This is a genomic window from Polynucleobacter sp. HIN6 (genome assembly GCF_030297575.1).
GTDB lineage: Bacteria > Pseudomonadota > Gammaproteobacteria > Burkholderiales > Burkholderiaceae > Polynucleobacter.
Window position 1 is genome coordinate 1,294,248 of sequence record NZ_AP028137.1, and the last position, 24,383, is coordinate 1,318,630.

The following is a 24,383-nucleotide window of genomic DNA, read 5'->3' on the forward strand; positions in this document are numbered from 1 at the left end:
TCATTATGACTAATAAGTATTGAATTCGTGAGACATTCTTTTAAATATTGCCCATCAATCATTTAATATCACTAAAGCTTTTTGTTGTTCGCATTAAAACCAATGGAGATTATTAAAATGCACTTTCCATCTGCACGTCAGCTCAAGCTCGTAGGGCTTAGCATTGGCACCACAGGTTTGCTGACCTTTAGCGGTATTGCCGCGAGTCAGACCAGTCCAGCTAATATCAATCAACTTTCCTTGGCAGCTACTTGTGCTAATTGCCACGGCACCAATGGCGTTGGCGTACCCAATGCAGGGATGCCACAAATTAATCATTTAACGCCCGATGCGATGTTCACCCAACTCAAGGCCTTCAAGAGCGGCGCCAGAACTGGCACCATCATGCATCAGTTGGCCAAAGGCTATACCGATGAGCAACTTCAAACCATTTCCAATGTACTTGGCAAAAAATAATTGAGGATAAAAAAATGGATCGTCGTCACTTTCTAGGTGTTAGTTCAGCTGCTTCTCTCGGCGTATTAGCCGGTTGCGCAAGCAGTCCTCCTGTCAATATCAGTAAAGCCAATGTGGTCGTGGTTGGGGGTGGCTATGGTGGAGCAACCGCTGCCAAGTATGTGCGGATGTTCTCAAACAATACCGCCCAAGTTACCTTAATTGAACCCAATCCTGAGTTCATTTCTTGCCCACTCTCCAATCTCGTGATTGGAGGCCATACCACCATCTCGAATATCTCAACCCCCTATGACAACTTGACGAAGCGTCACGGCATTAAGGTTGTGAAGGATATGGTGGCCGCCATTGATCCAAAGCAAAAGACTATTCGTCTTGCCTCCGGCGGCTCAATGAAGTATGACAAGCTAATCCTGTCACCTGGCATTGGTCTCATGATGGATACCATCAAAGGCTTAGATAAGGCCAACCAAGAAGGGGTTACGGTTCAGGCATGGAAAGCTGGTGCTGAAACCGTCCTGCTTCGCAAACAACTGGAGTCTATGAAAGATGGTGGCGTCTACGCAATCTCCATCCCAATGGCACCCTATCGCTGCCCTCCTGGGCCTTATGAGCGGGCCTGCCAAGTGGCCAGTTACTTTAAGCAATTTAAGCCCAAGTCCAAGGTATTGATCTTGGATGCGAATGATGATGTGACCTCCAAGGGCGGTCTATTTAAGAAAGCTTGGGCATCGATGTATCCCGGCATGATTGAATACCGCCCCAAGCACAACGTGGTTGAGGTTGATAGCAAAACAAGGACTCTCAAATTTGATGTGCAAAACGATGTTAAGGCTGATGTATTGAATGTTCTGCCCCTCATGCGTGCAGGTGATATTGCGGTGAAGACCGGCATTGCCAACTCGAACGCCCGTTGGGTGAATGTGAACTACATCAACTTTGAATCTACTGCCGCCAAAGACATTCATGTTCTTGGTGATTCGATTCAGATTGCGCCAGCAATGCCAAAATCAGGTCATATGGCGAACTCGCATGCGAAGGTTGCAGCAGCAGCTGTGGTTGCTGAGCTCGGCGGCTTTGAGATTAATCAAGCACCTGTGCTCACCAACACCTGTTATAGCTTCGTCAATGCAGACGAGGTGGTCCACGTTGCTAGCGTCCACCAGTACGATGCTAAAGATAAGACCTTCAAGACTGTTCCTGGTTCTGGTGGCTTATCGTCCGAACCCACCAAACTTGAGGGTGTTTATGCCTGGGGTTGGGCTCGTAATATTTGGGCGGATAGCTTGGGTTAATAAGTACCCTGCCCCGAGAAAAGCCAAGCGCAATGTTTGGCTTTTTTATTAACCCCGACCAAATGGGCCGTTTAATTGAATCGTGGTCCAGTTCAAAAGCATGGCCACCGAGACCCAAGCCAAGTATGGCAATACTAAGAGGCTAGAGATCGGCGAATACGAACGGGTGGCCAGCACAATCGCTAATACAGAAAGCCATAAGCCAACCGCCTCAATCAGAGCCCAGTCGGGTCGTTCCATCCGAAAATACAACACGCTCCAGATGAAATTAAATAAGCCATTCACAATAAAGAGAATGACCAACATGCGAATGGTCTCTTGATTAGGAGCTCGGTGATAGGCCATCACAAAAGCGATGCCCGCAAGAATAAAGATGGTGGACCACATGGGACCAAATACCCAATCGGGCGGTTTCCAGGCGGGCTGCTGCAAACTTTTATACCACTCACCGATATCGGTAGCCCATGCTCCAGCCAATGCGAGCACTAAACCCCAAACAACAGCAAAAATGATCGGCTTATAGTGTGCAAACCACTCCGCACTCATACCTTAGCCATACCCAAAAGGTGGGCCATGTCTTTAAAGAAGATTTTGATGTGGGCCATGGGGTCTTTGCGGACTAATTTCTTATGCATGTACGACTCAAAAGTTAGACGTTGAACGTCTTTATCTTCGCACATTTTTACAAAACGCTCACGCCGCTTATCGTTGCCGTACCAAAAACGTTGCATGATCCCAAGTACCAAAAAGACGGTACCGTGCTCTTTCATGAAACGCTTACGTGCTTGGGCTAGTGCTTTGACATTTCCTGTCACCAATAACTCATGCACTGATTCTGCGGCTAGGCGGCCACCCACCATGGCGTAATAGATCCCCTCTCCGGAGGCGGGAGCAACGACTCCAGCGGCATCGCCAGCTAAAATCACATCCCGATTGTTATCCCATTTTTTAAGTGGCTTCATCGGTAACGGTGCACCTTCATGACGAAGAAGCTCAGTGTTCTCTAAATTGGTCAATTTCTTTAATTGGCCAACGGCACCCCGCAATGAAAACCCTTTGTCCGCACTGCCGGTGCCAATGCTCATGGTATTGCCATGAGGAAAGATCCAACCATAGAAGTCAGGAGATAGTGTCCCTTGATAAAACACATCGCAACGCGATCCGTCATAACCTTGAGGAGGTGCCTCAGGTACCCGAACAATCTCATGGTAGGCAAACACATAGTCCACATCTTTGGCCCCAGGGATAGCTTGACGCCCTACTCCTGATTTCGCGCCATCGGCACCAATAATCGCCTTCGCTCGGACTGCGCCAGTCTTCTCTGGCTCAGACCGATTCGTTGAGTGAATCCGATAGTGAACAATTGCAGTGCCATCGGTATCGCGTGTGATCTTCTCAAAAATACCAGTGCGACGCGTAGCGCCATCATTGGCTGCTCGGACTCGAAGCCATTCATCGAATTGATCGCGATCGACCATTCCCACAAAGCCACCCTCAATCGGAATATCCACTTGATTATTTTTGGGCGAGATCATGCGGGCCGAGCGGGCTTTAGCCACCAATAACTCATCGGGAATCTCAAAGTCTTTAATCAGACGGGGTGGGATTGCACCACCACAGGGTTTGATACGCCCTGCACGATCAAGTAGTAAGACCGTATGCCCCATTTTGGCAAGATCGCCCGCAGCAGTCGCCCCCGCGGGCCCGCCACCAACGACCACTGCATCAAAGGTTTCTAGGGTACTCATGATGATCCTCCATGGGAAATAAGCTGACGAGGGATTGATGATTCAATCGACTGGGACTTGGTAATTCGTTCAATGGGTCGGATATAAAAGGACAAGATGGCAGCAGCCATAAATAAAATGGCTTCAATGAAAAACACACTCGCGTAGGCGGTCACTGGGTCGCCTAATAAATAACGCGCAAGATCACTCGCTCCAGTTCCTAAAATGCCACCCAGACCAAAGGCAATCGCTTGCGCTGCGCCCCAAACTCCCATTCGCACACCTTCGCGACGCTCCTTGCCCATGCCAGCAAATTGCATCATGGAGCCAATCGCAGCGATTGAAAACGCACCGTTGGATACGCCCAATATAAATACCGTGCTAAAGAATGGCCAACCTGGACCCACTAATCCAGACATCACCAAACTCAACATGGCGAGTGACGAGGCGATACAACCGCCTACCGTCCACATCCGCAAGGACGATAAGTTGGGATTCTTACTTCTACTCGTAACAAATCCACACAAAAGCATCCCGCAAAGCACACCTGCATGCTGAAGGCCTGATAGGCTTGTCGTTTCTCCAGGCGTTAAACCAAACGCAGTACCTGCAAATGGCTCTAAGATCAAATCTTGCGAGCTATATGCCAACATCGAAATGAAGACGAATACGGTAAAGCGGCGCACTCGGGACTCTTGCCATACTTCGGCTAAGGCCTCTTTAAAGCGCAGCTTGGGTTCATTGGCGTTTTGTGCCGCTTGCGCCAATGATTTAGGCTCAAGCCCATGCAGCGCAATGAAGCTGATGACTAAGGCTAAACACGACACCCCAAGCGACACCATGATGAGGCGTTCAAAGGAAAATGGGTCGAGCAGTTTTCCGCTAATTCCAGCGGTCATGGCAAAGCCAAAGATCATCATCAGCCAAACACAACTTGCGGCCGCAGCTTTGCGTTTCTCATCCACGCGTTTTGCCAGGAGTACCAGTAAGGCAGTACCGCTTGCACTCACTCCCAAGCCAATCATCATGAACGCAATAAAAGCAAGACCAATACCCCAACTGACATCACGACTCATGAGAGCGACAGCACTTGCTGCTAACACACCCCCACTCGCCAGAACTAACATCCCACCCTGAATCCAGGGTGTTGAACGACCGCTGCGATCCGACCCAAAACCCATACGGGGTCGGATAAATTGCACCAGATAGTGCATCGCCACTAGTAATCCAGGTAATAAGGCAGGAAGCGCGAGTTCAATGACCATCACTCGGTTCAAAACCGATGTGGTTAATACCACCACCGCACCCAAGGAGGCTTGCACCAGACCTAAGCGAGCGATTCCAAACCAATTGAGGGTGGTCGTATGTGACGTCATCTTATCGACCTACTGCAAAAGCACTGACCATCATGCCACTCACAAACAATGGGACACCAAAGCCGCTTAGGAATAAAGCGCGCTTTACGGGGTCCCCCAAGAAATACTTCATCATGAGCAATTGCGCAATGATTAAGACCAGGATCGCCAATGCATGAAATGAACTGCCATGCCAATACAAGAATCCAACCACTAGATATTGCGGGATGATCATCATCAAGCAGGCATTCCAAGCCGCTCCGTTGATACCCAATTGCACTGGTAATGAACGCACACCCATTTGGCGATCACCCTCAATCGACTTAAAGTCATTTAAGGTCATGATGCCGTGTGCGCCAATGCTATAAAGCAAGGCTAAGATGATCGATGCGGTTGAGGGAAACACGTCCCCCAACATCACCGCGGAACCGGTGAACCATGCAAGACCTTCATACGATAAGCCGCAAGCTGCATTGCCCCACCAACCATTTTGTTTGAGGCGTAACGGTGGCGCACTATAAGCCCAAGCTAAGAATAGGCCAATTAAGGTAGCAACAAATGCCCAAGGACTTATCCACCAACCCACTAGAAGCGATAATCCAGTCCAAAGAATGGCAATGTACAGACCCCAACGTCCAGGCATACGTCCCGATGGAATCGGACGATTGGGCTCATTAATCGCATCCACATGTCGATCAAACCAGTCATTGATCGCCTGACTAGTGGCACACACCATCGGACCAGCTAGCAATACACCAGCGAGTAATATCTGCCAACGCTCGGTGATGGCGACACCAGTTGCAATCACTCCGCAGGCAAATGCCCACATGGGTGGAAACCATGTAATGGGCTTGAGCAACTCCAGAATTGCAAATGGAGTTGGCCAAGACCGTTGCGAAGTTTGGTTTAAGACCGAAGTCCCCATTTCCATAATCCGTCAGTTGAAAATGGTAGGACCATCATGATGTGCTCCAAGATGGCAAGCGATAGTAAGGTCGCCAAAATGGTCGAGGACGCAATTTGATATGCATTGGCATTAATGGCAAACGCATGCTGCCAAAGTGGTAAGGCCACTAAACCTGACAAGAGAATCGAAATTGGTAATAAGGGGTTCATAGACCGCTTGGTAAAGTAGCTATGCATGTATTGCAGATGCACAGGCAAGAACTTCTCATTTAGATTCAATACCCCTAAAAACACATTGAGCTTGGCGCTTTGCCGCATCGCCCAGAGGATGAGAAAGGTCCATAAACCGACTAAATTACTGCCACCCCATGTAGCGACCGCAACAGCAATTCCGAGAATGATGAGAGCCAACTCATGATGTGAGATGGTCTGAAACGCATAAATCGCTTTACGTACACCCCTGCAATCGGGCGGGCATGGAGTGCGCCTGGAGCCGGTGACATACCCCAATAAAAATCCAATCTCTTGCCAAGCCCAAACCAATAAAGCACAAGTAAATCCGCAATACGCTCCAGCCACTGTATTGAGATTGGCGCTAGTTTTTAAGCCAACCAAAGCAAAGAGCAAAACCATACCGCTCATCCAAAAGGTCGCCTGATGGGTCGAGCGTGGACGTTGATTGAGTAACAAAATGATTCCGGTGCCAAACCACCATAAGAAGATGGTGTAGAGCATCGGAAAGAGAAAGCTACTCAGACTCATCGTTCGTTACCAACTGGGGACCAAGCGGACATTACGGGGTAACTCGTGGTTGTGCACGGGTAAGAAATAGGCGCGGGCAAAGACTAGGCCAGCACGCACCCCTAAGAGCGGCACCATCACTTTTGCTATGAAACCTCCGCGGGCTTTATACACATCCATTTTTTGGAATAAGGCCAGCATGCGGTTCATGCACTCATAAAAACGGGGGTCATCTAAGTTCAGAGAGATGGGGAATACCTGCTTAGTAATTTCATTGGTAATCCGCAAGACCTTTTTGTCATAGTCAGTGGGTGAGATTTGCATTGCTTTGTACAACTGTGGTCGTGAATGATCACGGACATACATCGTGCTGTAGACCGCTAAGCAGAAGAACCGAATCCAATACTTATTGAGCCCCGTTAATAAATGGGGGTTGGCGCGCATAATTAATGCAAACGCTTCGCCATGGCGAAACTCGTCGTTACACCATCTCTCAAACCACAAAAAGATCGGGTGAAAACGGAGTTCTGGTTTTTTCTCAAGCTCTCGAAAGATCGTAATGTACCTGGCATACCCAATCTTCTCCGAAAGGTAGGTCGCATAGTAAATAAATTTGGGCTTGAAATACGTGTATTTTTTAGCCTTCGCTAAGAAACCAAGATCAATTCCGATATCAAAATCTTTTAACCACTGATTAATAAAGCCTGCATGGCGCGACTCATCACGAGCCATATAACCGTAGAGTAACTTCATATCCTCGTTCTTCACCTTGCGCTTGATCTCGGCGTACAAAATGCATCCTGAGAACTCCGAGGTAATCGAGCTAATCAAGAAATCAACAAACTCGTCATAGAGCTCCGGATCCACATTGGAATAGTTCTTGCTCATATCAGCAGGCCGCTGAAAGTGATCAGAATTAATATCGGCTGCAAACTCTGCCATTAGAACATTCCACTCCGAGCGCAATGCATCAATATTAGTCCGATCCACTTCGGCAAAGTCGGTGGTGTAAAAACGCGGACTCAACATGGCATCTTGCAATGCCTTCTTCGTTGAATCATTAATTTGCGGGGTCGCCGGAATCTGGTCTCGTAATAGGCTTTCTGCGGATTCCATCTAGTTCTCCAATATCAACGTTGTTGGGTTTGATTTGCATCCGTCCGAAGAAGGCGTGCAAAATGCTGTGAATTAATAACCCCAAAAGATTCCAAATCAATCATGCGTCCGGTGCTGGGGTCGGCAAGGGTTAAGCGCCCATCTTGACGGGCAATTAACTCAAAAGGTGGCTCGCTACCGATCTCGCGACGCTTGCGCTCTTGCGCCAAGGTCCGTAATGCTCCGCGCACAAAGCCAGCCTCCCCAATAATCACATCAACTTGCTGCTTCGATTGATAGTCGACTACCGCAATTGAGCCATCGGGACGATCTTCAAATCGGAGTTGCTTAATCATTTTTGCTGGCGCATCGGGATAGCGCGCGATCTGTTGAGACTGCGTAATCACCCAAGCAATGAACGCGGCAAACACTCCGAGTGCGAGCACCAGAACCGTTGTTTTGCTGAGAAGGGGTGACGATGAGCGGCTCATGGACGCGATTGGGATACCTTTGCGATCGCCATTCCCTGTCCATAAGAACTTGCGGACGACTCGGGCTGAATGATGGGTTGGGGACGTAACTCAACTTGATTCATTGTTGCCCAGGTATCTGCAAATAACTTAGCTACCTTGGCACCGTCCGGTACGCATCGCATCATGGGCTCGGGATGCGCCAACTTCCAAGCGCGGGCATGAGGCCATAAATGCAAGAATGGAATTTTGTCATCCGCATTGAGTTTGATGGGAATATCCGCACTACCATCTGGATAAATGTGGACACCTGCTTGAGCTAAACGCTTGAGGGGTAAGTTAAATGTAATCGTCAGCACAATTCCAATGCGCATCACTAGACGTCGATTGGTTAAGGTGTACATCGTTGCGTTCACCGACCAATAGGTGAGCAAGGCCAACAAGGTCAATGCGCACAGAGACAGTCCCAGAGCCCAGGCAAAGCCAGGCCATTCCTCAGCCCATCCGCCCGTAGAGCGACTAATCGCAATAATCTTGAGAACCACCATGGCAGAAAAGTAAAGTGCAAACCATTGCAAATGCGCTGCATGCAGTGCAAATGATTTGAGGTCTGGCTTTCCTTGCCAAAGAATACGCTCATCTTCAGGCAATGGCTCGGGCAATCCGGGCTGTGCCTCGAACTCATGCTCTGGGGATTGGTAGATGGTGCTCATTCCAATTACACCAGTGGCTCACTGCGCTCAGGAGTGGCGTACAAGGTACCTGCCCCAAAGTACGCCATAATTTTTTCCTCTTCGAGCAAGGTGATTTGCTCCATGCTCTTGGTCGCAGGTACTTTAGCAAAGTGCTTACCCAAGACTGCTTTCACAGATACCTGATTGCGACCGACCCGAGCAAAGTTCATGGGCAATAGCACACGACGTGCACCTGTTTCAGGGGTGGTCTCAAGCTCCAGATACCGAATCATCATCTCGAGGCGATCAACCCAAATCTCTTTAATGGTGCCACCACGTACGCCATCGGCACCCACTACATTGAGCCCACGCGGATCAATGTCTTGTCTGGCTACACTGAAGTCACCCAACAAGCGCATTGGGACAATGCGAGGGCCGCCCTCTGGCATGTGATCGGGCACATCAGCGCGATTGGCATATGCGCCTGGGCCAATACCATCGAGCATTGGGTTGCCGGTTGGCTCAATCGGTGCGCCATTCATCCCGTTTGCTGGTCTAGCAGCCAAACGTTCGAAGGGCTCATCTCGAGGCACCGTGACATCGCCACCAAATTGGGTCTTAAAGGTTTTTGGCTTAGGCATCGCTGCAATGCCTTCGGCACGACGCACCTTGCCGGCTTGATCGTACTCAAGCGGAAATCCCTCACGCTTACTCTCAATGGTGAGGTAATAAATGAGGATGGCGAAGAAAACCCAAAATGCATACAGGGCTAATTGCGCGACATCCACGTATTGTGTAATTGCTCCAGTTCCCATAACGTACTCCCCTCTTTAACAATGAATTAGCTTGGAAACTCTGCTAATCCAAACTTCGAATCTGATAGCGTTGGCTTTGGACGTTTCATCACGACCAAAGGACCAATCGCAACTAAGGTTGCAAATAACAAAAACAGTTCAATGTGATAGACAAAGCTGTACCCTGTTCCCGGTGAGACCAAAACGGATCCGAGTGACCCTGATACTGCTAAGGTCGAGACCACATCCCGAATCACCCCGCCGAGTCCAATTGCTAGACCAGCTGCAGTAGCGCTCACCGCACCCCACGCACCAATGACCAAACCATTCATACCCAAGGAATCAAAACTCATGGCGGTTGCGAGAGTGCTAACCGCAAACAATCCCCCACCAAAACCAATCAAGAATGCGCCGACTCGAAATAAATTAGGCGCCAGTAATGGCTCAGAGAAGATGACGCAAGTAAAAGCAAAGATCCCGCAGAGCGCCCCAATCGCAGCTAAGCGATGCGAATCAATCCGACGATTTAAGACCTTGGCCGCCAACATAAATGCCAATAAGGCTCCAATCGAGGTCAAGCCGGTTAACAAGGTGGTAGCGCTCACTGATAAGTGAAGTACTTCCGCTCCATAAGGCTCCAAAATGATGTCTTGCATACTAAAGGCTGCGGTTCCCATCCCTAGCGCAACCAGGAATCGAATCACCTTGTCTTGCTTGGCAAATCGGCTCCAAGACTCTTTAAAGCGAGTGATTGGCTCTTGATTAAGCTGCTCCTTAGTCTTTGATTGGCGTGCCTCTTGTTTCCACAGCGCCATCAGATTCAGTACCATCGTTAGGGCTGCGGCGCCCTGCACCACTTGAATCAAACGCAGTGGTGAGAAGTTTGTTAGCAATAGTCCAAATATCACGCTACTAAAGACCATACCGATTAGAAACATCACATACATGAGGGCTACCACCCGTGGACGGGATTCTGTCGTTGCTAAATCGGAGGCGAGCGCCAAGCCGGCAGTTTGGGTAATTTGCATCCCAGCGCCTACTAACAAAAATGCGAGTGCTGCGGCAATGTAACTGAACCAATGAGGCCAATTGGAATCCCCTGACAATAGAATCAGAGAGAATGGCATGATGGCGAGACCGCCAAACTGCAACCAACTACCCAACCAAATGTAAGGAACGCGCTTCCAGCCCAAAAAGGAACGATGGTGATCGCTCTTAAATCCCACTAAAGCACGAAACGGGGAAAACAATAAAGGTAGCGCCACCATCAGCGCAACCAGGCTCGCGGGCACGCCCATCTCGACAATCATCACGCGATTGAGGGTACCAATCAGCATCACGGTCGCCATCCCCACCGATACTTGAAACAATGCCAAGCGTAGCCATTTACTTAAAGGCAAATCCTTGGTTGCCACATCAGAAAATGGCATAAACCGTGGCGAGATTCGTCGCCAGGCCGAGAATAGATTAAGGTTCATCACTCGCATCATCGACTTAGCACCATCGCCTGCGAAATATAAAACCCGCGTGCAATCTTTTGGGTCGCATCAATCTTCCAGGCACTCAGATCAGGCTCGCGTGTAATTAACTTCGCCAGCGTTTGCTCAGCAACTGGCTCAATAAAAGGTGCACGATCACCGCGTGGAAATAAACGTCCTACGGCAATCATGGTGGATAAAAATGGGTTCTTGGGCGCAAAGGTGAATGCAATCCGTTGCCGCGTCCGCTGCGCAAGTCCTGCAAGTGCCTTCGTAATATCGCGGCGATGGTAATGAATCATGGAGTCCATACAAACCACGTGATCAAAATCTCCCAAGGCCGGATCTAACATATCGCCTGCAAAGAACTCGATTGACCCCCGACCCAAATCGGTCGGTAAGCGCTCGCGTGCTAGATCAATCAAGGTTGGTGAGATATCGGTAGCCATCACTTGCGCGCCACGCTTGGCTAACTCGACCGCGAGTGCACCAGTCCCGCAACCCGCATCCAGAACCCGCTGTCCATGGAGATCATTAGGCAGGTAGCCTAAAAGGACATTACGCATCTCATCGCGCCCTGCCCGTACCGTTTTACGAATACCACTTACCGGTGCAGTGGACGTTAATTTTGCCCAAGCGTCAAAGGCAGTTCGATCAAAGTACTGCTGCAACTGACTGCGTTTTTCGAGATACGAATGCTCTTGCATGCTGATGCCTTAATTAATCAAATCCCAAGAGATCAAAAATGTCACGATCCTTCATGGGCACTGCTGGCAGGGGATCTGCGCCCGCCCAGAGGGCTGCCGCTAAACGGAGATACTCTTGCTGTACTTTGTCGAGCTCTGGCGATTGCTCCATCTCAAAGAGCGTTGATTTCTTTAAGCGACTGCGACGGATCACGTCAAGATCTGGAAAATGCGCCATCGTTTTGAGGCCCACTTTTTCATTGAACTTATCAATCTGATCGGTACCAGCGCTGCGATTAGCAATCACGCCGCCTAAACGCACGTTATAGTTTTTGGCCTTAGCTCCAATCGCTTGCACAATGCGATTCATCGCAAAGATCGAATCAAAATCATTAGCGGTCACAATCAGTGCACGATCCGCATGTTGCAAGGGTGCTGCAAAGCCGCCACACACCACATCGCCCAAGACATCAAAAATCACCACATCGGTGTCATCGAGTAAATGATGTTCTTTCAGTAACTTCACGGTCTGGCCTACCACATAGCCGCCGCAGCCCGTACCTGCCGGAGGGCCACCGGCTTCGACACACATGACACCGTTGTAGCCTTCGTAGACAAAATCCTCGACGCGCAATTCTTCTGAATGAAAATCAACCTTCTCTAAGACATCAATCACAGTCGGCATCAATTTTTTAGTAAGCGTGAAGGTGGAGTCATGCTTTGGATCACAACCAATCTGAATCACACGCTTACCTAATTTGGAAAAAGCCACGGAGAGATTGGAGGAGGTCGTGCTCTTACCAATTCCACCCTTGCCATAAACCGCAAAGACTTTTGCCTTCCCAATCTTTAAATTGGGATCAAGTTGTACCTGAACACTGCCCTCTCCGTCAGCTCGTCGTGACTTCATCTCACTTACGGGAATATTGACTACGTTCATAACATGGCTCCAGTGCGCTTAGCGTCCAAAATGGGCTTTTGCGTCATACAAAGTTTCTAAAGAAATCGTTGGTAAACCGCGCTCAATCGCAAAGCGCTCGGTATTGCGCTTGGCTTTACCGCGCACAAAGAATGGGATCTTATTGAGCTCTTTCTGTGCTTCTGGCTCCCACACACTCTCAGTCACAGGGGCGCCATTAGCTACTGCCACCTCAGGAACCGGTGCAGGCTCAGATACAACGCTCGCTTCGTTCGCGGGGGTGCGCTGATGTCCATGGCCCAAATGAGATGGAGCTGCGCCATCATGAAACTCAAAGTCTTCGCGGAACATACCAATCAAGTGCTCTTCTAAGCCCATCATCAATGGATGGACCCAGGTATCAAAGAGAACATTGGCCCCCTCAAATCCCATTTGTGGCGAGTAGCGTGCTGGGAAATCTTGCACATGAATTGGTGCTGAGATAACAGCACATGGAATCTTCAGACGTTTAGCGATATGGCGCTCCATCTGGCTACCCAGAATCAACTCAGGCTGTAGTTCGGTAATGCGTTGCTCGACCTCTAGGTAATCATCCGTAATTAAGGCTTCAATGCCATACTGACTTGCGGCCTCTCGCACTTCCCTGGCCAACTCTCGGCTGTAGGTACCAAGACCAACGACCTGGAAGCCCATTTCTTGGGATGCAACTTTTGCAGCCGCAATTGCATGAGTTGCGTCACCAAAGATGAAGACACGTTTATTCGTTAAATAGGTTGAATCCACCGATAAGGCATACCAGCGTGCGCGTGAGCGTTTTGTCAACTCATCGATATCGCAATGGATTTGCGCTAGGGTGCATACCTCCTCGATAAAGGCACGTGTTGCATTAAATCCGATTGGGATGGTTTTAGTACTGGGCTGCCCAAAGTTTTTACTTAACCACTGGGCTGCACTATTAGCCACCTCGGGATAGAGCACCACGTTAAAGTCTGCCTCATGCAGGCGTGAAATGTCTTCAGGTTTAGCGCCCAAGGGTGCGACAACATTGACTCTCACACCAATCTGTCGTAGTAGCTTCCGAATTTCCACCAAATCATCGCGATGCCGAAATCCTAAAGCGGTTGGTCCCAAAATATTGCAACTTGGTGGCAATCCAGCAGGCCGTGGTTTGCGTTTCTCTCCAGGGGATAAAACGTAGTCTTTGCCTAGCAAACGCACCATTTGATAAAAAGTTTCTGCGGCGCCCCAGTTTTCTTTCTTCTGATAGGCGGGCAATTCCAATGGCAATACAGGAACTGATAATTGCAGTGCAGCTGCTAATCCACCTGGATCATCCTGAATCAATTCAGCGGTACATGACGCACCCACCATGAGTAAGTCGGGCTTAAAACGTGCGTAAGCAGAACGCGCTGCATCTTTGAACAACTCAGCGGTATCACCACCAAGATCACGTGCCTGAAAGGTGGTGTAGGTCACTGGTGGGCGCTTGTTCATGCGCTCGATCATGGTGAAGAGCAGATCTGCATAGGTATCGCCCTGTGGTGCATGCAGGACGTAATGCACGCCCTCCATTGCCGTTGCGATACGCATCGCACCAATATGAGGCGGTCCTTCGTAGGTCCAGAGCGTTAATTTCATGAGCTCTCCTAAGCCGCCAATTTAGTTCTGCGCACCAATGGCCGCGCAAAGAGTTCAGCGAGATCAGCCGCTTGATCAAACCCTTGAATCGGTGTGAACACCAATTCAATCGACCACTTCGTAGTCAACCCCTCAGCCTCGAGTGGATTTGCCAAACCCAAGCCGCAAACCACCATATCGGGACGATAATTACGACAGCGATCGAGTTGCTTCTCCACATCCTGCCCTTCCGATAAGCTCACTTCGGCTGGCAACAAAGCCAGTTCCTCCGCCAGATGTTGGCGATGGATATAGGGCATCCCGATTTCAGTCAGCTGCATACCCAGTTCGCGGTGCAAGAATCTTGCTAGGGGAATTTCCAATTGCGAGTCTGGAAAGAAAAAGATTGAGCGGCCATTGAGAACTTGTCGTTGGCGCTCCAGCGCCAAGTTTGCGCGTTGACGTTTAGGTGCAATCACCTTCTCAACATGATTTGGATCGATTCCAAATGCCTTAGCCGCGGCGGCAAACCAAGCCTCTGTCCCTTCAACACCAAGTGGGAACGGAGCTGGAATCCGCTTTGCACCCATATCATCGAGGACTCGAGCAGTTTCGGTTAAGAATGGTTGTACAAGCAAGTACCGAGTATTGGGCCCTAGGCGTGGAATATCACCCGACCGTCTGGGCGGAAAGAATGCATAGGATCCAATGCCCAGCTCGTTGAAGATTCGGGAGAACTGATCTTCCACAATATCGGCCAAGCAACCAACGATCAATAGATCCACCTCTTCTTGCGGCGGATGATCTTGTGCATGCTGCGGAATTTCTTTGGCAAGTGCGGCAAGGCAAGTGTCTTCACCTTGTGTGAAAGTGGTTTCAATTCCACTACCCGAGTAATTGAGAATGCGTACGCGTGGCGTGTGGGTTTTACTTAAACGCTCGGCGGCGCGTGAGAGATCGAGCTTGATCACTTCGGATGGACATGAGCCCACCAAGAAAAGCATTTTGATATCGGGTCTGCGGGTGAGGAGTTGATTAACTACCCGATCGAGCTCCTCATTGGCATCGGCGAGGCCTGCCAAATCATGATCATCAATAATCGCAGTGGCAAAACGGGGCTCTGCAAAAATCATCACGCCCGCAGCCGATTGCACCAAGTGTGCGCAAGTTCGAGAGCCAACCACTAAGAAAAATGCGTCCTGGATTTTGCGGTGCAGCCAAATAATGCCGGTTAAGCCACAAAACACCTCGCGTTGACCACGCTCTTTGAGAATTGCACGGTCTGATGAGTCGCACGCATCAGTTGTAGGCTGCAAAGGAATCACGCGATTCATGCCATCACCCGCTCTGTTCCTTGACTTGACTCTTGCAAGCGAGCTTGGCGCAGTTTCCATAAAAACTGAGCGGCATTGATCACATACGCCAAATAAGCCGATAAGGCCAACACCATCAGTGCGCGGGGCTCTAAAAACCCAAACGTTAATGCGATTAGGTAGGCGGTGTGCAATGCCAAAACCAGCATGCTAAACACATCTTCCCAATAAAAAGCGTGGGCAAAAAGATACTTACCGAATACCTCTTTCTCCCAAATGCTGCCGGTGATCATGATCGTGTAGAGAATCAAGGTTTTAATCACGATCGAGACATTGGCGGCAAACTCGCCCTGCCCCGTGATTAAAAATCGAATCACGAAATACAAACTCACCAAAAAAATGACAAATTGCACAGGCGCCAAGATCCCCTGAACCAAGGTCCACTTCGAACGATCTCGTCGAATTCGCTCTTCGGGTGTATAAAGGGGGTGAATTTGACTTGCCATGTGCTTTTTTCCTTACGCAGCCTGGCTCCTATATAAATATGTAAACCTAAGTTTACGCTTTTTTATGTAGACAAATCTAGGAATAAACCCTTATATATGTCAAATTATTTTGACAGTTTAGACTCCTAGTGGTAAACCTTAGGGAAATTGGTCAAAAAAGGAAGGTTTTTGGCCTGGATTAGCCTATTTTTAGTTGGATTTCTGAAAGGAGTCATCTAAAAAAAGGTGCTTGGAATGCGATAAATATTGCATCGCAACATATGTAAATGGCTTAGGGGTTAAGAGTGGATCAATTTAATCTACCGAGAAACAATAATCAGGCATCAGAAGGCAAGGAAGGCCAACCATGGCACGAAAAACCGCGCTTCAATACCCAGATTTCCCAAAAGGTGGATTCGTCCACCTCCCATGAACTCAATAATCTACTGAATAAAACCATCGAGGCACAAATTATTCCCCGCCTTCTGATGCAGCATGGCCACAGCCACCCGGATGTTGCTTCCAGAATAACTGGGGTGCCGATATCCAGTGATGAGGTCAAACACTTTGCTGAATTGCTCATTCATAGCTCGAACGATATTTGCCTAGGCTACATTCAAGCCATGCGCCTTGAAGGTCGGGGATTAAACGAGATCTATCTCGACTTAATTGCACCGGCAGCAAGGCGCTTAGGCTGCTATTGGGAACTCGATGAGCAAAGTTTTACAACCGTGACCCTTGCCCTCGGTCGAGTTCAGCGCATCATGCAAGAACTTAGCCCGGACTTTCGGAATAATGAAAGTGAACACAAAACCCTCTCAGGGAGAGCCTTGTTATTTGCAATGCCCCACTCCCAACACACCATGGGGGTGTTGATGTTGAGCGAATTCTTTATCCAAGCAGGCTGGGATGTCACGACAGTAGCCAACCCCTCCAAAGAGGAAATCCTTACGCTTTGCCGTGAGCAAGCATTTGATATTGTTGGAATCTCAATTTCGTATGAGCTGCAATGGGACGCTATGCAGGAATTGGTCCAGGCGATTCGGAAATGTTCAGCCAACTCCCAAATTGGGATTATGGCTGGGGGTGCACTCTTTAATGCTAAGCCAGAATTAATGGATCAATGCGCTGCAGACATTTGCACTTTGAGCGCCCCAGATGCGGTAATTGCCGCTGAGAATATCTTAAAATCGCGAGTTTAAGAAAAACGAATAAAAGACTGAGATCGTGACCAATATTGCCAGCACCGCCCACACCTTTGGGCAGCTCAACCCGGAAGAGATTGCTAATCTCGTCGAGGCTTCGGCAGATATCTCGCTCACCCTAAATTCAGAGGGTGTGATTCAAAGTATTGCGTTTGGTAACCCCGATTTACGAAGCCCCAACTTAGAAAACTGGGTTGGTAAATCTTGGGTCGATGTGGTCACTGTAGAAAGCCGTCCGAAGATTCAGGCGCTCTTGACGGATGCCAATGAGTCCTCCCTCTCGCGCTTTCGGCAAATTAATGTTGCGATGCCGGGCGCCAGTGATTTGCCCCTCCTCTGCGCAACACTGAAAATTGGAAGTACAGGGCAGATTATTGCGCTCGCTCGTGATTTACGCGAGATCTCCCTCCTCCAACAACGCTTAGTCGACGCACAGCAAGCGATTGAGCGTGATTACACTCGCCTGCGCCAACTTGAAACGCGGTATCGTGTTTTATTTGAAATGGCCTCCGAGGCCGTATTAGTGCTTGACGCAAATACGTTCAAGATTGTTGAGGCCAACCCTCGTGCTGCTGATTTGCTAAATGAATCCATTAAAAAACTCAACGGTCGCTCTTTAATTGACTATTTAGCCAAGGGCGATCGCATTCAAGCGCAGTCATTACTCAGTAAGGTTGCATATACAAGCACTGCGGCTGACCTCAGCACTCAGCTTTTAAATGGCCAAGAGGCATTTTTATCAGCCGCACCGTTTCGTAATGAAAACCAATCCCTACTATTAATCACGATTAAGCGCTCGGGTGAATTTGTTGACCGTCAAGATGCAGGCGCACAATCATTAGTGATTCAAGCGCTCGAAAATGCGCCCGATGGCTTTATTGTGACCAACTCAGCCGGGAAAATATTAACAGCGAATCAAGCATTCTTGCGTCTGATCATGGCTGATAAGCTCGATCAAATCTTAAATGAGCCTCTGGAGCGCTGGCTTGAGCGTTCGAGTGTCGATTTACGTGTCATGCTCTCCAATCTTCAAGAAAAGGGATCTATTAAGTTATTTGCAACCTCGATTCGAGACTCGTTTGGTACTTTGCATCCGGTTGAGATCTCTGCTGTATCGGTTGCCTACCCACATGCATGCTTAGGATTTACGATTCGTGAGGTTGGCTCACGCATTCGCTCAAAGATCCAACCCGAAGAGTCAATTACACGCTCGAGTGAAGAACTCACACAACTGGTTGGCCGCTTACCTTTAAAAGAAATTATTAACGAGACGACTGATTTGATTGAGCAGCTTTGCATTAAAGCCGCACTCGAGCTCACGCGTGGCAATCGAGTCTCTGCTTCTGAGATGCTTGGTCTCTCTCGGCAAAGTCTCTACATTAAATTACGTAAATATAATCTGAGCGATCAAAGCAAAGATAGCGACATCGAGGAATAAGATGTCTTCACAGGTAGCAGTCATGAGCTTGGTCAGCATCCAACCGCAAGCCAAACTCGCCGGCATTGCGCGTCTGATGTTCAACCGATTTAGCACCTATCGACCAAGCGGCTTATTGCTCCAAAAACACATGGGGTCTGGGAAGAATGCCGGGTTCTCGGTGAGCCCCAGTGGAACCCATCAAGGTTTATTTAGTCTCTTTGATTCTTTGGAGCATGCAAATGCATTTGTTCGCGAATCCCCCTTGCTAAAGTGGTATCAAGAACATGCCCATGAACTATTTACCGTCAAATTGCGTGCTTATTCAGTTAAAGGCCAATGGTCTGGCCATCAATTGAGTGAGTCGATTGCTCCACCAAGCTCAGGGCCAATCGCCTCACTTACGCGGGCATCAATTAAGCCCTCAAAAGCAATATCGTTTTGGACCAAGGCACCACCTGCAGAAGTTGATTTATTGCATACCGAGGGCTGCCTAATCTCTGCAGGTGTTGGTGAGGCGCCGATCTTACGGCAAGCAACCTTTACCATCTGGGAATCTCAGGCAGCGATGGATACTTACGCGCGCTCGGGCGCACACTTGGCAGCCATCAAATCCGCCATGCAAGGTCAATATTTTTCGGAATCCATGTTTGTGCGCTTTCAACCATTTGACGCAACCGGTTCATGGAAAGGAAGAACGCTTGCCTAAATCCCTTGGTAATCAACCCATTGTGGTGATCGGTGGCGGCATCGGTGGCTTAGTGAGCGCTCTTGAACTTGCTAGCGCCGGTCTAGAGGTCATCGTGGTTGAGAAAGAGCAAAGCCTTGGGGGCAAGATCCGACAGATTGATTGTGCCGGTCATGGAGTGGATTCTGGGCCAACCGTATTTACCATGCGCTGGGTCTTTGACGGCATCTTTGCCAATGCGGGCACACGACTAGAGGATGTGCTGCGAATAGAACCTCTCAAAATTTTAGCCCGCCATGCATGGAGCAAATCCGAGCGTTTAGATCTTTTTGCCAATCGTGATGAATCGGCTAAAGCAATTGAAGATTTTGCCGGTGCTGCAGAGGCAAGGCGCTTCATTGATTTTTGCGAACAAACCCGCAAACTCTATCGCGCCTTAGAAAAACCCTATATGTTGTCGCAACGGCCCTCGATGATGGGCATGATGAGTGATTTAGGACCAACTGGCTCAAAAGCACTGTATGAAATTGGTCTATTTAATGATCTTTGGAAAAGTCTAGGTCGCTACTTTAAAGACCCCCGCTTACATCAACTCTTTGGGCGCTACGCCACCTATTGCGGTTCCTCACCGTTTCAGGCGCCTGCAACCCTGATGCTCATCGCAGATGTGGAAATGCAAGGGGTCTGGGCAGTGCAAGGCGGCATGATCGCCATTACTCAAGCACTTTCGGATCTGGCGCGCTCCAAAGGGGTACGCTTGATCTGCGGCGTGAACTGCGAAGAGATTATGCAACGCAACCGAAAGGTCTCAGGGGTGCGTTTAAGTAATGGCGAAACGATTCAGACGCAAGCCGTTATCTTTAATGGCGATGTCATGGCCCTACAAACTGGCTTATTGGGTGAAGCCAATCGTCAAGCCTCTCCAATTACCCAAACCACCCGCTCACTATCCGCAATTACCTGGTCGATGTTTGCGAAGCCTCAGGGTTTCCCACTGATTCGGCACAATGTATTTTTTGACTCAGACTACGATAGCGAGTTCACGGATATCTTCTACCGCAAGCGTTTGCCACAAAAGCCAACGGTTTACATTTGCGCCCAAGATCAAACCGACCATCATCTTTCGCACCCCGAAGGAGAGCGACTCTTGTGTTTAGTCAATGCGCCAGCCACTGGTGATCACCAACAACCCACTCAAGCCGAGATTGAATCATGTCAAGAAAAATCCCTTTCCCTACTCGAACACTGTGGCCTCAATCTCTCATTAGCGGATGCAACGGTAACGCGCACTACGCCACAGGACTTTCATCGCCTCTTTCCAGCAACCGGTGGGGCTCTGTATGGCCAAGCGAACCATGGTTGGATGGATACCTTTCGACGGCCAGCAGCCCAAACAGCGATTTCGGGTCTTTATCTAGCGGGGGGCAGCGCGCATCCGGGAGCGGGAGTGCCCATGGCGGCCCTCTCGGGTCGTATGGCGGCCGCAACCCTGATGGGTCACCTCGGTTTGACCAAGCGGTCGGGTCGGGTGCTTATCTCTGGTGGTACGTCGATGCCTTAAGTGATGATGGCAAGCATGGTCTGGTCATGATTGCATTTGTGGGGAGCGTGTTCTCCCCATACTATGCCTTAGCACGCCGTCGCCATGCCCATGTTGATCCAGAAAACCATTGTGCGATTAATTTGGCGATCTATAGTCCGGGTAATAAGCGCTGGACCATGACCGAGCGTAGCGCAGCGAGTATTTCTCGGAATCAAACTGAGTTTGTGATTGGACCTAGCAGCCTCCATTGGAATGGTGACCATTTGCGGGTTGATTTTGTGGAACGCGCTATTCCCTTTGGTCAACGCGTCGTTGGGCACTTCAAACTATACCCAAAACAATTATTTAATTTCTCAACCCATCTAGATGATCTGCATAAGCATCGCTGGGGACCCTTAGCCCCTGCCGCGCGTATCGAGGTTGAACTAGAGTCACCCAACATTCAATGGAAAGGTAATGCTTATTTTGATTCTAATGAAGGAGATGAACCGATTGCAATTCCGTTTAAAGATTGGGATTGGTCACGTGCACAATTAAGTGGTGAGCGTACTGCAGTCATCTATGATGTGCGCCAGCGTAATGGGATAGAACGAGTCTTGGGGCTCATTTTTACTCCGGATGGTCGTATTGAGCACTTTGAACCCCCTCCTCGTCAAGCTCTACCCAAAACAGGTTGGCGGATTCAGAGGCAAATGCGTAACCCGAAGGATGCCCAACTCAAGATCTTGGAAACACTGGAAGATACGCCTTTTTATGCACGCTCGGTTCTCAGTAGCGAGCTACTCGGTGAGCGCGTGACCTCATTTCATGAGACGCTCGATGTTCCAAGACTTTCTTCTTGGGCCGTGCAGTTTATGCTTCCTTGGCGGATGCCGAGGGTGAAGTAATTGATTCGTGCTTAACGCAGTGGTTGAATAAAACGATCGGCAACGGTCATTTCTGCATCCCGCTTCCGTTCCTCAACTCGCTCGAGTAGATCAACGACCCAAGTCAGTCTTTCGTGAATAGTTCCACCGTAATGACGGATGTGCGGTGTTTTATTGACTGCCTCAATTAAGAACTGAATCGAGGGATGTGCTTCTGGGTTAAAACGTCGGATCGAGAACTTCGCAATGATGGCTGAAGTGGCATGGGTTAATAAGACCAGTTTGCGTTGCTTTGAGACCACCGCCCGAACTGATACAGAATCCAGGTTCAAGCGCTCGACTTCACGACCAATCTCCGCATAAATCAGACGTGCTGCAGCAATCGCTGGGCGACAGTCCCACGGCAAGTCACCAATTCCAATCTCGGCTTGCGTGTAGAGTTTGTCGGCCTCTTTGAGAAGTCGCGCCACTACGCGAGAGATTGCTTCATTAAATTGTGGGTTTGCTAACCACTCCTTGGGTTCAAGCCCCTCCTCCCTCATCCACTCGATGGGCAGGTAGATCCTGCCGTTCATCGCATCTTCACCCACATCACGCGCAATATTGGTTAATTGCATCGCAAGGCCAAGTTCACAAGCACGCGCCACGGTCTCGGACTCACGCTTTCCCATGATCAAACACATCATGGCGCCAACCGTACCAGCGACGCGCGCACAGTAATCGAGCAACTCATCAAAGGTCTCGTAGGTGCGGTATTGCGTATCCCATGTATACCCCTCAATCAATGCGAGTGGTAACTCTTTAGGGATATCAAAGGCACGCACCACCTCTGCTAGCGCCCGATCAGCCGCCTCATCAATCGGTTGACCTAAATAGATGGCATCTAATCGCTTTTGTAGAGTGATAATCGATTGCTCAGTAGCATCTGCTGCATCGGCAATATCATCGGTGATCCGACAAAATGCATACAGAGCCGTAGCAGGATCCCGTACACGACTGGGCAATACACGCGAGGCAGCAAAGAAGGATTTGGAGCCATCGCGCATGGTTTCTACGCACTCACTGAGGTCCTGATCAAAGCGCTTCGAGCTGCGATTCATTGCGCATACCCCTTCGCCACATTAATGGGATGGGGAACCACTGACATTAAAGCCTTCGCAGATGACAAAACACCCGGAATTCCGGCGCCAGGATGGGTGCCGGCACCCACCATATACAGTCCTTTTACATCTTCGCTACGGTTATGCGGTCTAAACCACGCACTTTGCAATAAGAGCGGCTCAAATCCAAAGGCAGCACCTTTGACTGACAACAACCGATCCTGAAAATCCTGCGGTGTGGTGCAAAACGAGGTGGTGACATGTTTTTGAAAACCAGGCAGTACTGATTGATCCAGATACTCTGCAATCGCCTGGCGATAAGACTCTGCAGTCTCTTGCCAGTTTGTGCCACTGTCTAAGTTTGGCACGGGTGACAAGACATAAAAGGTGTCATGACCTGTGGGCGCAAGACTCGGATCGGTCGCAGTTGGGCGATGTAAATAGAGACTGAAATCCTTCGCCAGCACTTTACGTTTGAAGATATCTTCCAGCAACTCGCGGTAACGCTTGCCCAGCAAAATCATATGGTGGGGGACGTCAGGATATTGCTGATTGGTTCCAAAATACCAAACAAACAAACTCATTGAATATTTGCTACGAGCTACTTTCTTATCGGTCCAAACCTTGCGATGCTGCGGTTCAATCAGCTTCTGGTAGGTCCAAGCGGCATCAGCATTCGAGACCACGATATCGGCTGGCACAAAATTACCATCTGCTAGCGTAATACCAACGGCTTTGCCATCACGCACCTCAATGCGCTTTACCTCCTGGTTGCATTGCACATCCACCCCTAAATCGGCCAATAAACGAACTAAGCCCTTAATCAGGGAGCCGGTACCGCCCATGGCTGAGAACACGCCGTGCTTGCGCTCCAAAGAATTAATGAGCGAGTACACCGCTGTTACCGAAAAGGGATTGCCGCCAATTAATAATGGATGAAAACTCATCACTTGGCGTAACTTGTCGTTCTTCAAATGTCTTGCAACCAGTGTGTAGATGCTCTCCCAGGCCTTCATCTTCACCATCGATGGGAATGCCTCGAATAAATCACTTAGGGAGTCAAAGGCAACATTACTGAGCTCTTTAAAGCCCAGCTGATAGCATTTCTCGGCCTCAGCTAGAAAACGATCATAGCCCGGCAAGTCTGCTGGACTAAACTTAGCAACCTCATCACGCATGCGCACCAGATCGCCTGTGTAATCAAAATGGCTGCCATCATCAAACCGAATTCGATAAAACGGATCCATCAGCCGCAGATCAACATCATTCTCAAGTTTTTCACCACATAGCTCCCATAACTCTTCAAGTAAAAAGGGAGCCGTAATAATGGTGGGCCCGGCATCAAAGGTATAACCGTCGCGTTGATGTACATAGGCGCGCCCACCGGGCTTATCGAGCTTCTCAAATACCTTCACGCGGTAGCCCTTATGTGAAAGCCGAATCGCTGCAGCTAAACCACCAAAACCACTCCCAATCACCACCGCAATCGGGCGGTCATCACTGGGCAGATAGGTTCGTTTGAGCATGGCTTCCTAATTTAGAAAAAAATGGCGCCA

At 49.3% G+C, this 24,383-nt stretch carries 24 protein-coding genes; 7 read left to right on the top strand and 17 right to left on the bottom strand.

What is annotated here, in order from left to right; all coding sequences use genetic code 11:
- Positions 1 to 117 precede the first annotated feature (117 nt).
- Positions 118 to 456: a c-type cytochrome gene (locus QUE66_RS06635; protein ID WP_286223277.1), complete on the top strand. Its 339-nt coding sequence runs from the start codon at positions 118 to 120 to the stop codon at positions 454 to 456.
- Between the two features lie 14 nt (positions 457 to 470).
- Positions 471 to 1,748, top strand: a complete 1,278-nt coding sequence (locus QUE66_RS06640) for an NAD(P)/FAD-dependent oxidoreductase (protein WP_286223278.1) — start codon at positions 471 to 473, stop codon at positions 1,746 to 1,748.
- A gap of 48 nt (positions 1,749 to 1,796) precedes the next feature.
- Here QUE66_RS06640 and QUE66_RS06645 read toward each other — a convergent pair whose 3' ends face one another.
- From QUE66_RS06645 to bchF, 15 genes are read right to left on the bottom strand one after another with little or no spacing between them, the layout of a single operon-like run.
- A complete protein-coding gene (locus QUE66_RS06645; protein WP_286223279.1) occupies positions 1,797 to 2,294 on the bottom strand; it encodes a TspO/MBR family protein in 498 nt (165 codons plus the stop codon).
- The gene (locus QUE66_RS06650; RefSeq protein ID WP_286223280.1) at positions 2,291 to 3,496 is read right to left on the bottom strand and encodes a geranylgeranyl diphosphate reductase; all 1,206 of its coding nucleotides are present in this window, start codon (positions 3,494 to 3,496) and stop codon (positions 2,291 to 2,293) included. Before QUE66_RS06650 ends, QUE66_RS06645 begins: the two co-directional genes overlap by 4 nt.
- On the bottom strand, positions 3,493 to 4,851 hold the full coding sequence (locus QUE66_RS06655; RefSeq protein WP_286223281.1) for a BCD family MFS transporter: 1,359 nt from the start codon (positions 4,849 to 4,851) through the stop codon (positions 3,493 to 3,495). The genes QUE66_RS06650 and QUE66_RS06655 overlap by 4 nt, the downstream gene beginning before the upstream one ends.
- 1 nt (position 4,852) lies before the next feature.
- A complete protein-coding gene (gene chlG / locus QUE66_RS06660; RefSeq protein WP_286223282.1) occupies positions 4,853 to 5,755 on the bottom strand; it encodes a chlorophyll synthase ChlG in 903 nt (300 codons plus the stop codon).
- A complete protein-coding gene (gene puhE / locus QUE66_RS06665) occupies positions 5,737 to 6,498 on the bottom strand; it encodes a putative photosynthetic complex assembly protein PuhE (RefSeq protein WP_286223283.1) in 762 nt (253 codons plus the stop codon). The genes chlG and puhE overlap by 19 nt, the downstream gene beginning before the upstream one ends.
- Before the next feature lie 6 nt (positions 6,499 to 6,504).
- Positions 6,505 to 7,593 carry a magnesium-protoporphyrin IX monomethyl ester (oxidative) cyclase gene (gene acsF / locus QUE66_RS06670; RefSeq protein ID WP_286223284.1) on the bottom strand — a complete coding sequence of 363 codons (1,089 nt, stop codon included), beginning with the start codon at positions 7,591 to 7,593 and terminating at the stop codon, positions 6,505 to 6,507.
- Between the two features lie 14 nt (positions 7,594 to 7,607).
- A complete protein-coding gene (puhC, locus tag QUE66_RS06675) occupies positions 7,608 to 8,063 on the bottom strand; it encodes a photosynthetic complex assembly protein PuhC (RefSeq protein ID WP_286223285.1) in 456 nt (151 codons plus the stop codon).
- Complete coding sequence (puhB, locus tag QUE66_RS06680) at positions 8,060 to 8,755, bottom strand: photosynthetic complex putative assembly protein PuhB (RefSeq protein ID WP_286223286.1); 696 nt, start codon at positions 8,753 to 8,755, stop codon at positions 8,060 to 8,062. The genes puhC and puhB overlap by 4 nt, the downstream gene beginning before the upstream one ends.
- A 5-nt stretch (positions 8,756 to 8,760) precedes the next feature.
- Entirely contained in the window at positions 8,761 to 9,531 is a 771-nt protein-coding gene (gene puhA, locus QUE66_RS06685; RefSeq protein WP_286223287.1) for a photosynthetic reaction center subunit H, read from the bottom strand.
- Positions 9,532 to 9,557: 26 nt separating this feature from the next.
- Positions 9,558 to 10,988, bottom strand: a complete 1,431-nt coding sequence (locus tag QUE66_RS06690) for a BCD family MFS transporter (protein WP_286223288.1) — start codon at positions 10,986 to 10,988, stop codon at positions 9,558 to 9,560.
- Between the two features lie 8 nt (positions 10,989 to 10,996).
- Positions 10,997 to 11,695 (bottom strand): magnesium protoporphyrin IX methyltransferase, encoded by a 699-nt coding sequence (gene bchM / locus QUE66_RS06695; protein WP_286223289.1) that lies wholly within the window; start codon positions 11,693 to 11,695, stop codon positions 10,997 to 10,999.
- 13 nt (positions 11,696 to 11,708) lie between these two features.
- Positions 11,709 to 12,584, bottom strand: coding sequence for a ferredoxin:protochlorophyllide reductase (ATP-dependent) iron-sulfur ATP-binding protein (gene bchL, locus QUE66_RS06700; RefSeq protein WP_353506812.1), 876 nt, complete (start codon positions 12,582 to 12,584; stop codon positions 11,709 to 11,711).
- 48 nt (positions 12,585 to 12,632) lie between these two features.
- Positions 12,633 to 14,231, bottom strand: coding sequence for a ferredoxin:protochlorophyllide reductase (ATP-dependent) subunit B (bchB, locus tag QUE66_RS06705; protein ID WP_286223290.1), 1,599 nt, complete (start codon positions 14,229 to 14,231; stop codon positions 12,633 to 12,635).
- A gap of 8 nt (positions 14,232 to 14,239) precedes the next feature.
- On the bottom strand, positions 14,240 to 15,544 hold the full coding sequence (locus QUE66_RS06710) for a ferredoxin:protochlorophyllide reductase (ATP-dependent) subunit N (RefSeq protein ID WP_286223291.1): 1,305 nt from the start codon (positions 15,542 to 15,544) through the stop codon (positions 14,240 to 14,242).
- Positions 15,541 to 16,029 (bottom strand): 2-vinyl bacteriochlorophyllide hydratase, encoded by a 489-nt coding sequence (bchF, locus tag QUE66_RS06715; RefSeq protein ID WP_286223292.1) that lies wholly within the window; start codon positions 16,027 to 16,029, stop codon positions 15,541 to 15,543. Before bchF ends, QUE66_RS06710 begins: the two co-directional genes overlap by 4 nt.
- Before the next feature lie 284 nt (positions 16,030 to 16,313).
- Here bchF and QUE66_RS06720 point away from each other — a divergent pair, with 284 nt between their 5' ends.
- From QUE66_RS06720 to QUE66_RS06740, 5 genes are read left to right on the top strand one after another with little or no spacing between them, the layout of a single operon-like run.
- On the top strand, positions 16,314 to 17,210 hold the full coding sequence (locus QUE66_RS06720) for a cobalamin B12-binding domain-containing protein (protein ID WP_286223293.1): 897 nt from the start codon (positions 16,314 to 16,316) through the stop codon (positions 17,208 to 17,210).
- 25 nt (positions 17,211 to 17,235) lie between these two features.
- Positions 17,236 to 18,651 (top strand): transcriptional regulator PpsR, encoded by a 1,416-nt coding sequence (gene ppsR, locus QUE66_RS06725; RefSeq protein ID WP_286223294.1) that lies wholly within the window; start codon positions 17,236 to 17,238, stop codon positions 18,649 to 18,651.
- A gap of 1 nt (position 18,652) precedes the next feature.
- On the top strand, positions 18,653 to 19,339 hold the full coding sequence (locus tag QUE66_RS06730; protein ID WP_286223295.1) for a spheroidene monooxygenase: 687 nt from the start codon (positions 18,653 to 18,655) through the stop codon (positions 19,337 to 19,339).
- On the top strand, positions 19,332 to 20,879 hold the full coding sequence (gene crtD, locus QUE66_RS06735; protein WP_286223296.1) for a 1-hydroxycarotenoid 3,4-desaturase CrtD: 1,548 nt from the start codon (positions 19,332 to 19,334) through the stop codon (positions 20,877 to 20,879). The genes QUE66_RS06730 and crtD overlap by 8 nt, the downstream gene beginning before the upstream one ends.
- Positions 20,880 to 20,905: 26 nt before the next feature.
- Positions 20,906 to 21,748 (top strand): carotenoid 1,2-hydratase, encoded by an 843-nt coding sequence (locus tag QUE66_RS06740; RefSeq protein WP_286223297.1) that lies wholly within the window; start codon positions 20,906 to 20,908, stop codon positions 21,746 to 21,748.
- An 11-nt stretch (positions 21,749 to 21,759) separates the two neighbouring features.
- Here QUE66_RS06740 and QUE66_RS06745 read toward each other — a convergent pair whose 3' ends face one another.
- Positions 21,760 to 22,827, bottom strand: a complete 1,068-nt coding sequence (locus tag QUE66_RS06745) for a phytoene/squalene synthase family protein (protein ID WP_286223298.1) — start codon at positions 22,825 to 22,827, stop codon at positions 21,760 to 21,762.
- A complete protein-coding gene (locus tag QUE66_RS06750; protein WP_286223299.1) occupies positions 22,824 to 24,353 on the bottom strand; it encodes a phytoene desaturase in 1,530 nt (509 codons plus the stop codon). Before QUE66_RS06750 ends, QUE66_RS06745 begins: the two co-directional genes overlap by 4 nt.
- Positions 24,354 to 24,383 lie beyond the last annotated feature (30 nt).

Bases quoted from the DNA above. Each gene is read 5' to 3' on its own strand.
- bchF (WP_286223292.1), bottom strand. From the start codon at position 16,029: ATGGCAAGTCAAATTCACCCCCTTTATACACCCGAAGAGCGAATTCGA.
- QUE66_RS06740 (WP_286223297.1), top strand. From the start codon at position 20,906: ATGATTGCATTTGTGGGGAGCGTGTTCTCCCCATACTATGCCTTAGCA.
- QUE66_RS06655 (WP_286223281.1), bottom strand. From the start codon at position 4,851: ATGACGTCACATACGACCACCCTCAATTGGTTTGGAATCGCTCGCTTA.
- bchL (WP_353506812.1), bottom strand. From the start codon at position 12,584: ATGAAGTCACGACGAGCTGACGGAGAGGGCAGTGTTCAGGTACAACTT.
- QUE66_RS06640 (WP_286223278.1), top strand. From the start codon at position 471: ATGGATCGTCGTCACTTTCTAGGTGTTAGTTCAGCTGCTTCTCTCGGC.
- puhC (WP_286223285.1), bottom strand. From the start codon at position 8,063: ATGAGCCGCTCATCGTCACCCCTTCTCAGCAAAACAACGGTTCTGGTG.
- QUE66_RS06710 (WP_286223291.1), bottom strand. From the start codon at position 15,544: ATGAATCGCGTGATTCCTTTGCAGCCTACAACTGATGCGTGCGACTCA.
- chlG (WP_286223282.1), bottom strand. From the start codon at position 5,755: ATGGGGACTTCGGTCTTAAACCAAACTTCGCAACGGTCTTGGCCAACT.
- QUE66_RS06745 (WP_286223298.1), bottom strand. From the start codon at position 22,827: ATGAATCGCAGCTCGAAGCGCTTTGATCAGGACCTCAGTGAGTGCGTA.
- bchB (WP_286223290.1), bottom strand. From the start codon at position 14,231: ATGAAATTAACGCTCTGGACCTACGAAGGACCGCCTCATATTGGTGCG.
- puhE (WP_286223283.1), bottom strand. From the start codon at position 6,498: ATGAGTCTGAGTAGCTTTCTCTTTCCGATGCTCTACACCATCTTCTTA.
- QUE66_RS06730 (WP_286223295.1), top strand. From the start codon at position 18,653: ATGTCTTCACAGGTAGCAGTCATGAGCTTGGTCAGCATCCAACCGCAA.
- puhB (WP_286223286.1), bottom strand. From the start codon at position 8,755: ATGAGCACCATCTACCAATCCCCAGAGCATGAGTTCGAGGCACAGCCC.
- acsF (WP_286223284.1), bottom strand. From the start codon at position 7,593: ATGGAATCCGCAGAAAGCCTATTACGAGACCAGATTCCGGCGACCCCG.
- QUE66_RS06750 (WP_286223299.1), bottom strand. From the start codon at position 24,353: ATGCTCAAACGAACCTATCTGCCCAGTGATGACCGCCCGATTGCGGTG.
- QUE66_RS06690 (WP_286223288.1), bottom strand. From the start codon at position 10,988: ATGAACCTTAATCTATTCTCGGCCTGGCGACGAATCTCGCCACGGTTT.
- puhA (WP_286223287.1), bottom strand. From the start codon at position 9,531: ATGGGAACTGGAGCAATTACACAATACGTGGATGTCGCGCAATTAGCC.
- QUE66_RS06645 (WP_286223279.1), bottom strand. From the start codon at position 2,294: ATGAGTGCGGAGTGGTTTGCACACTATAAGCCGATCATTTTTGCTGTT.
- QUE66_RS06650 (WP_286223280.1), bottom strand. From the start codon at position 3,496: ATGAGTACCCTAGAAACCTTTGATGCAGTGGTCGTTGGTGGCGGGCCC.
- bchM (WP_286223289.1), bottom strand. From the start codon at position 11,695: ATGCAAGAGCATTCGTATCTCGAAAAACGCAGTCAGTTGCAGCAGTAC.
- QUE66_RS06635 (WP_286223277.1), top strand. From the start codon at position 118: ATGCACTTTCCATCTGCACGTCAGCTCAAGCTCGTAGGGCTTAGCATT.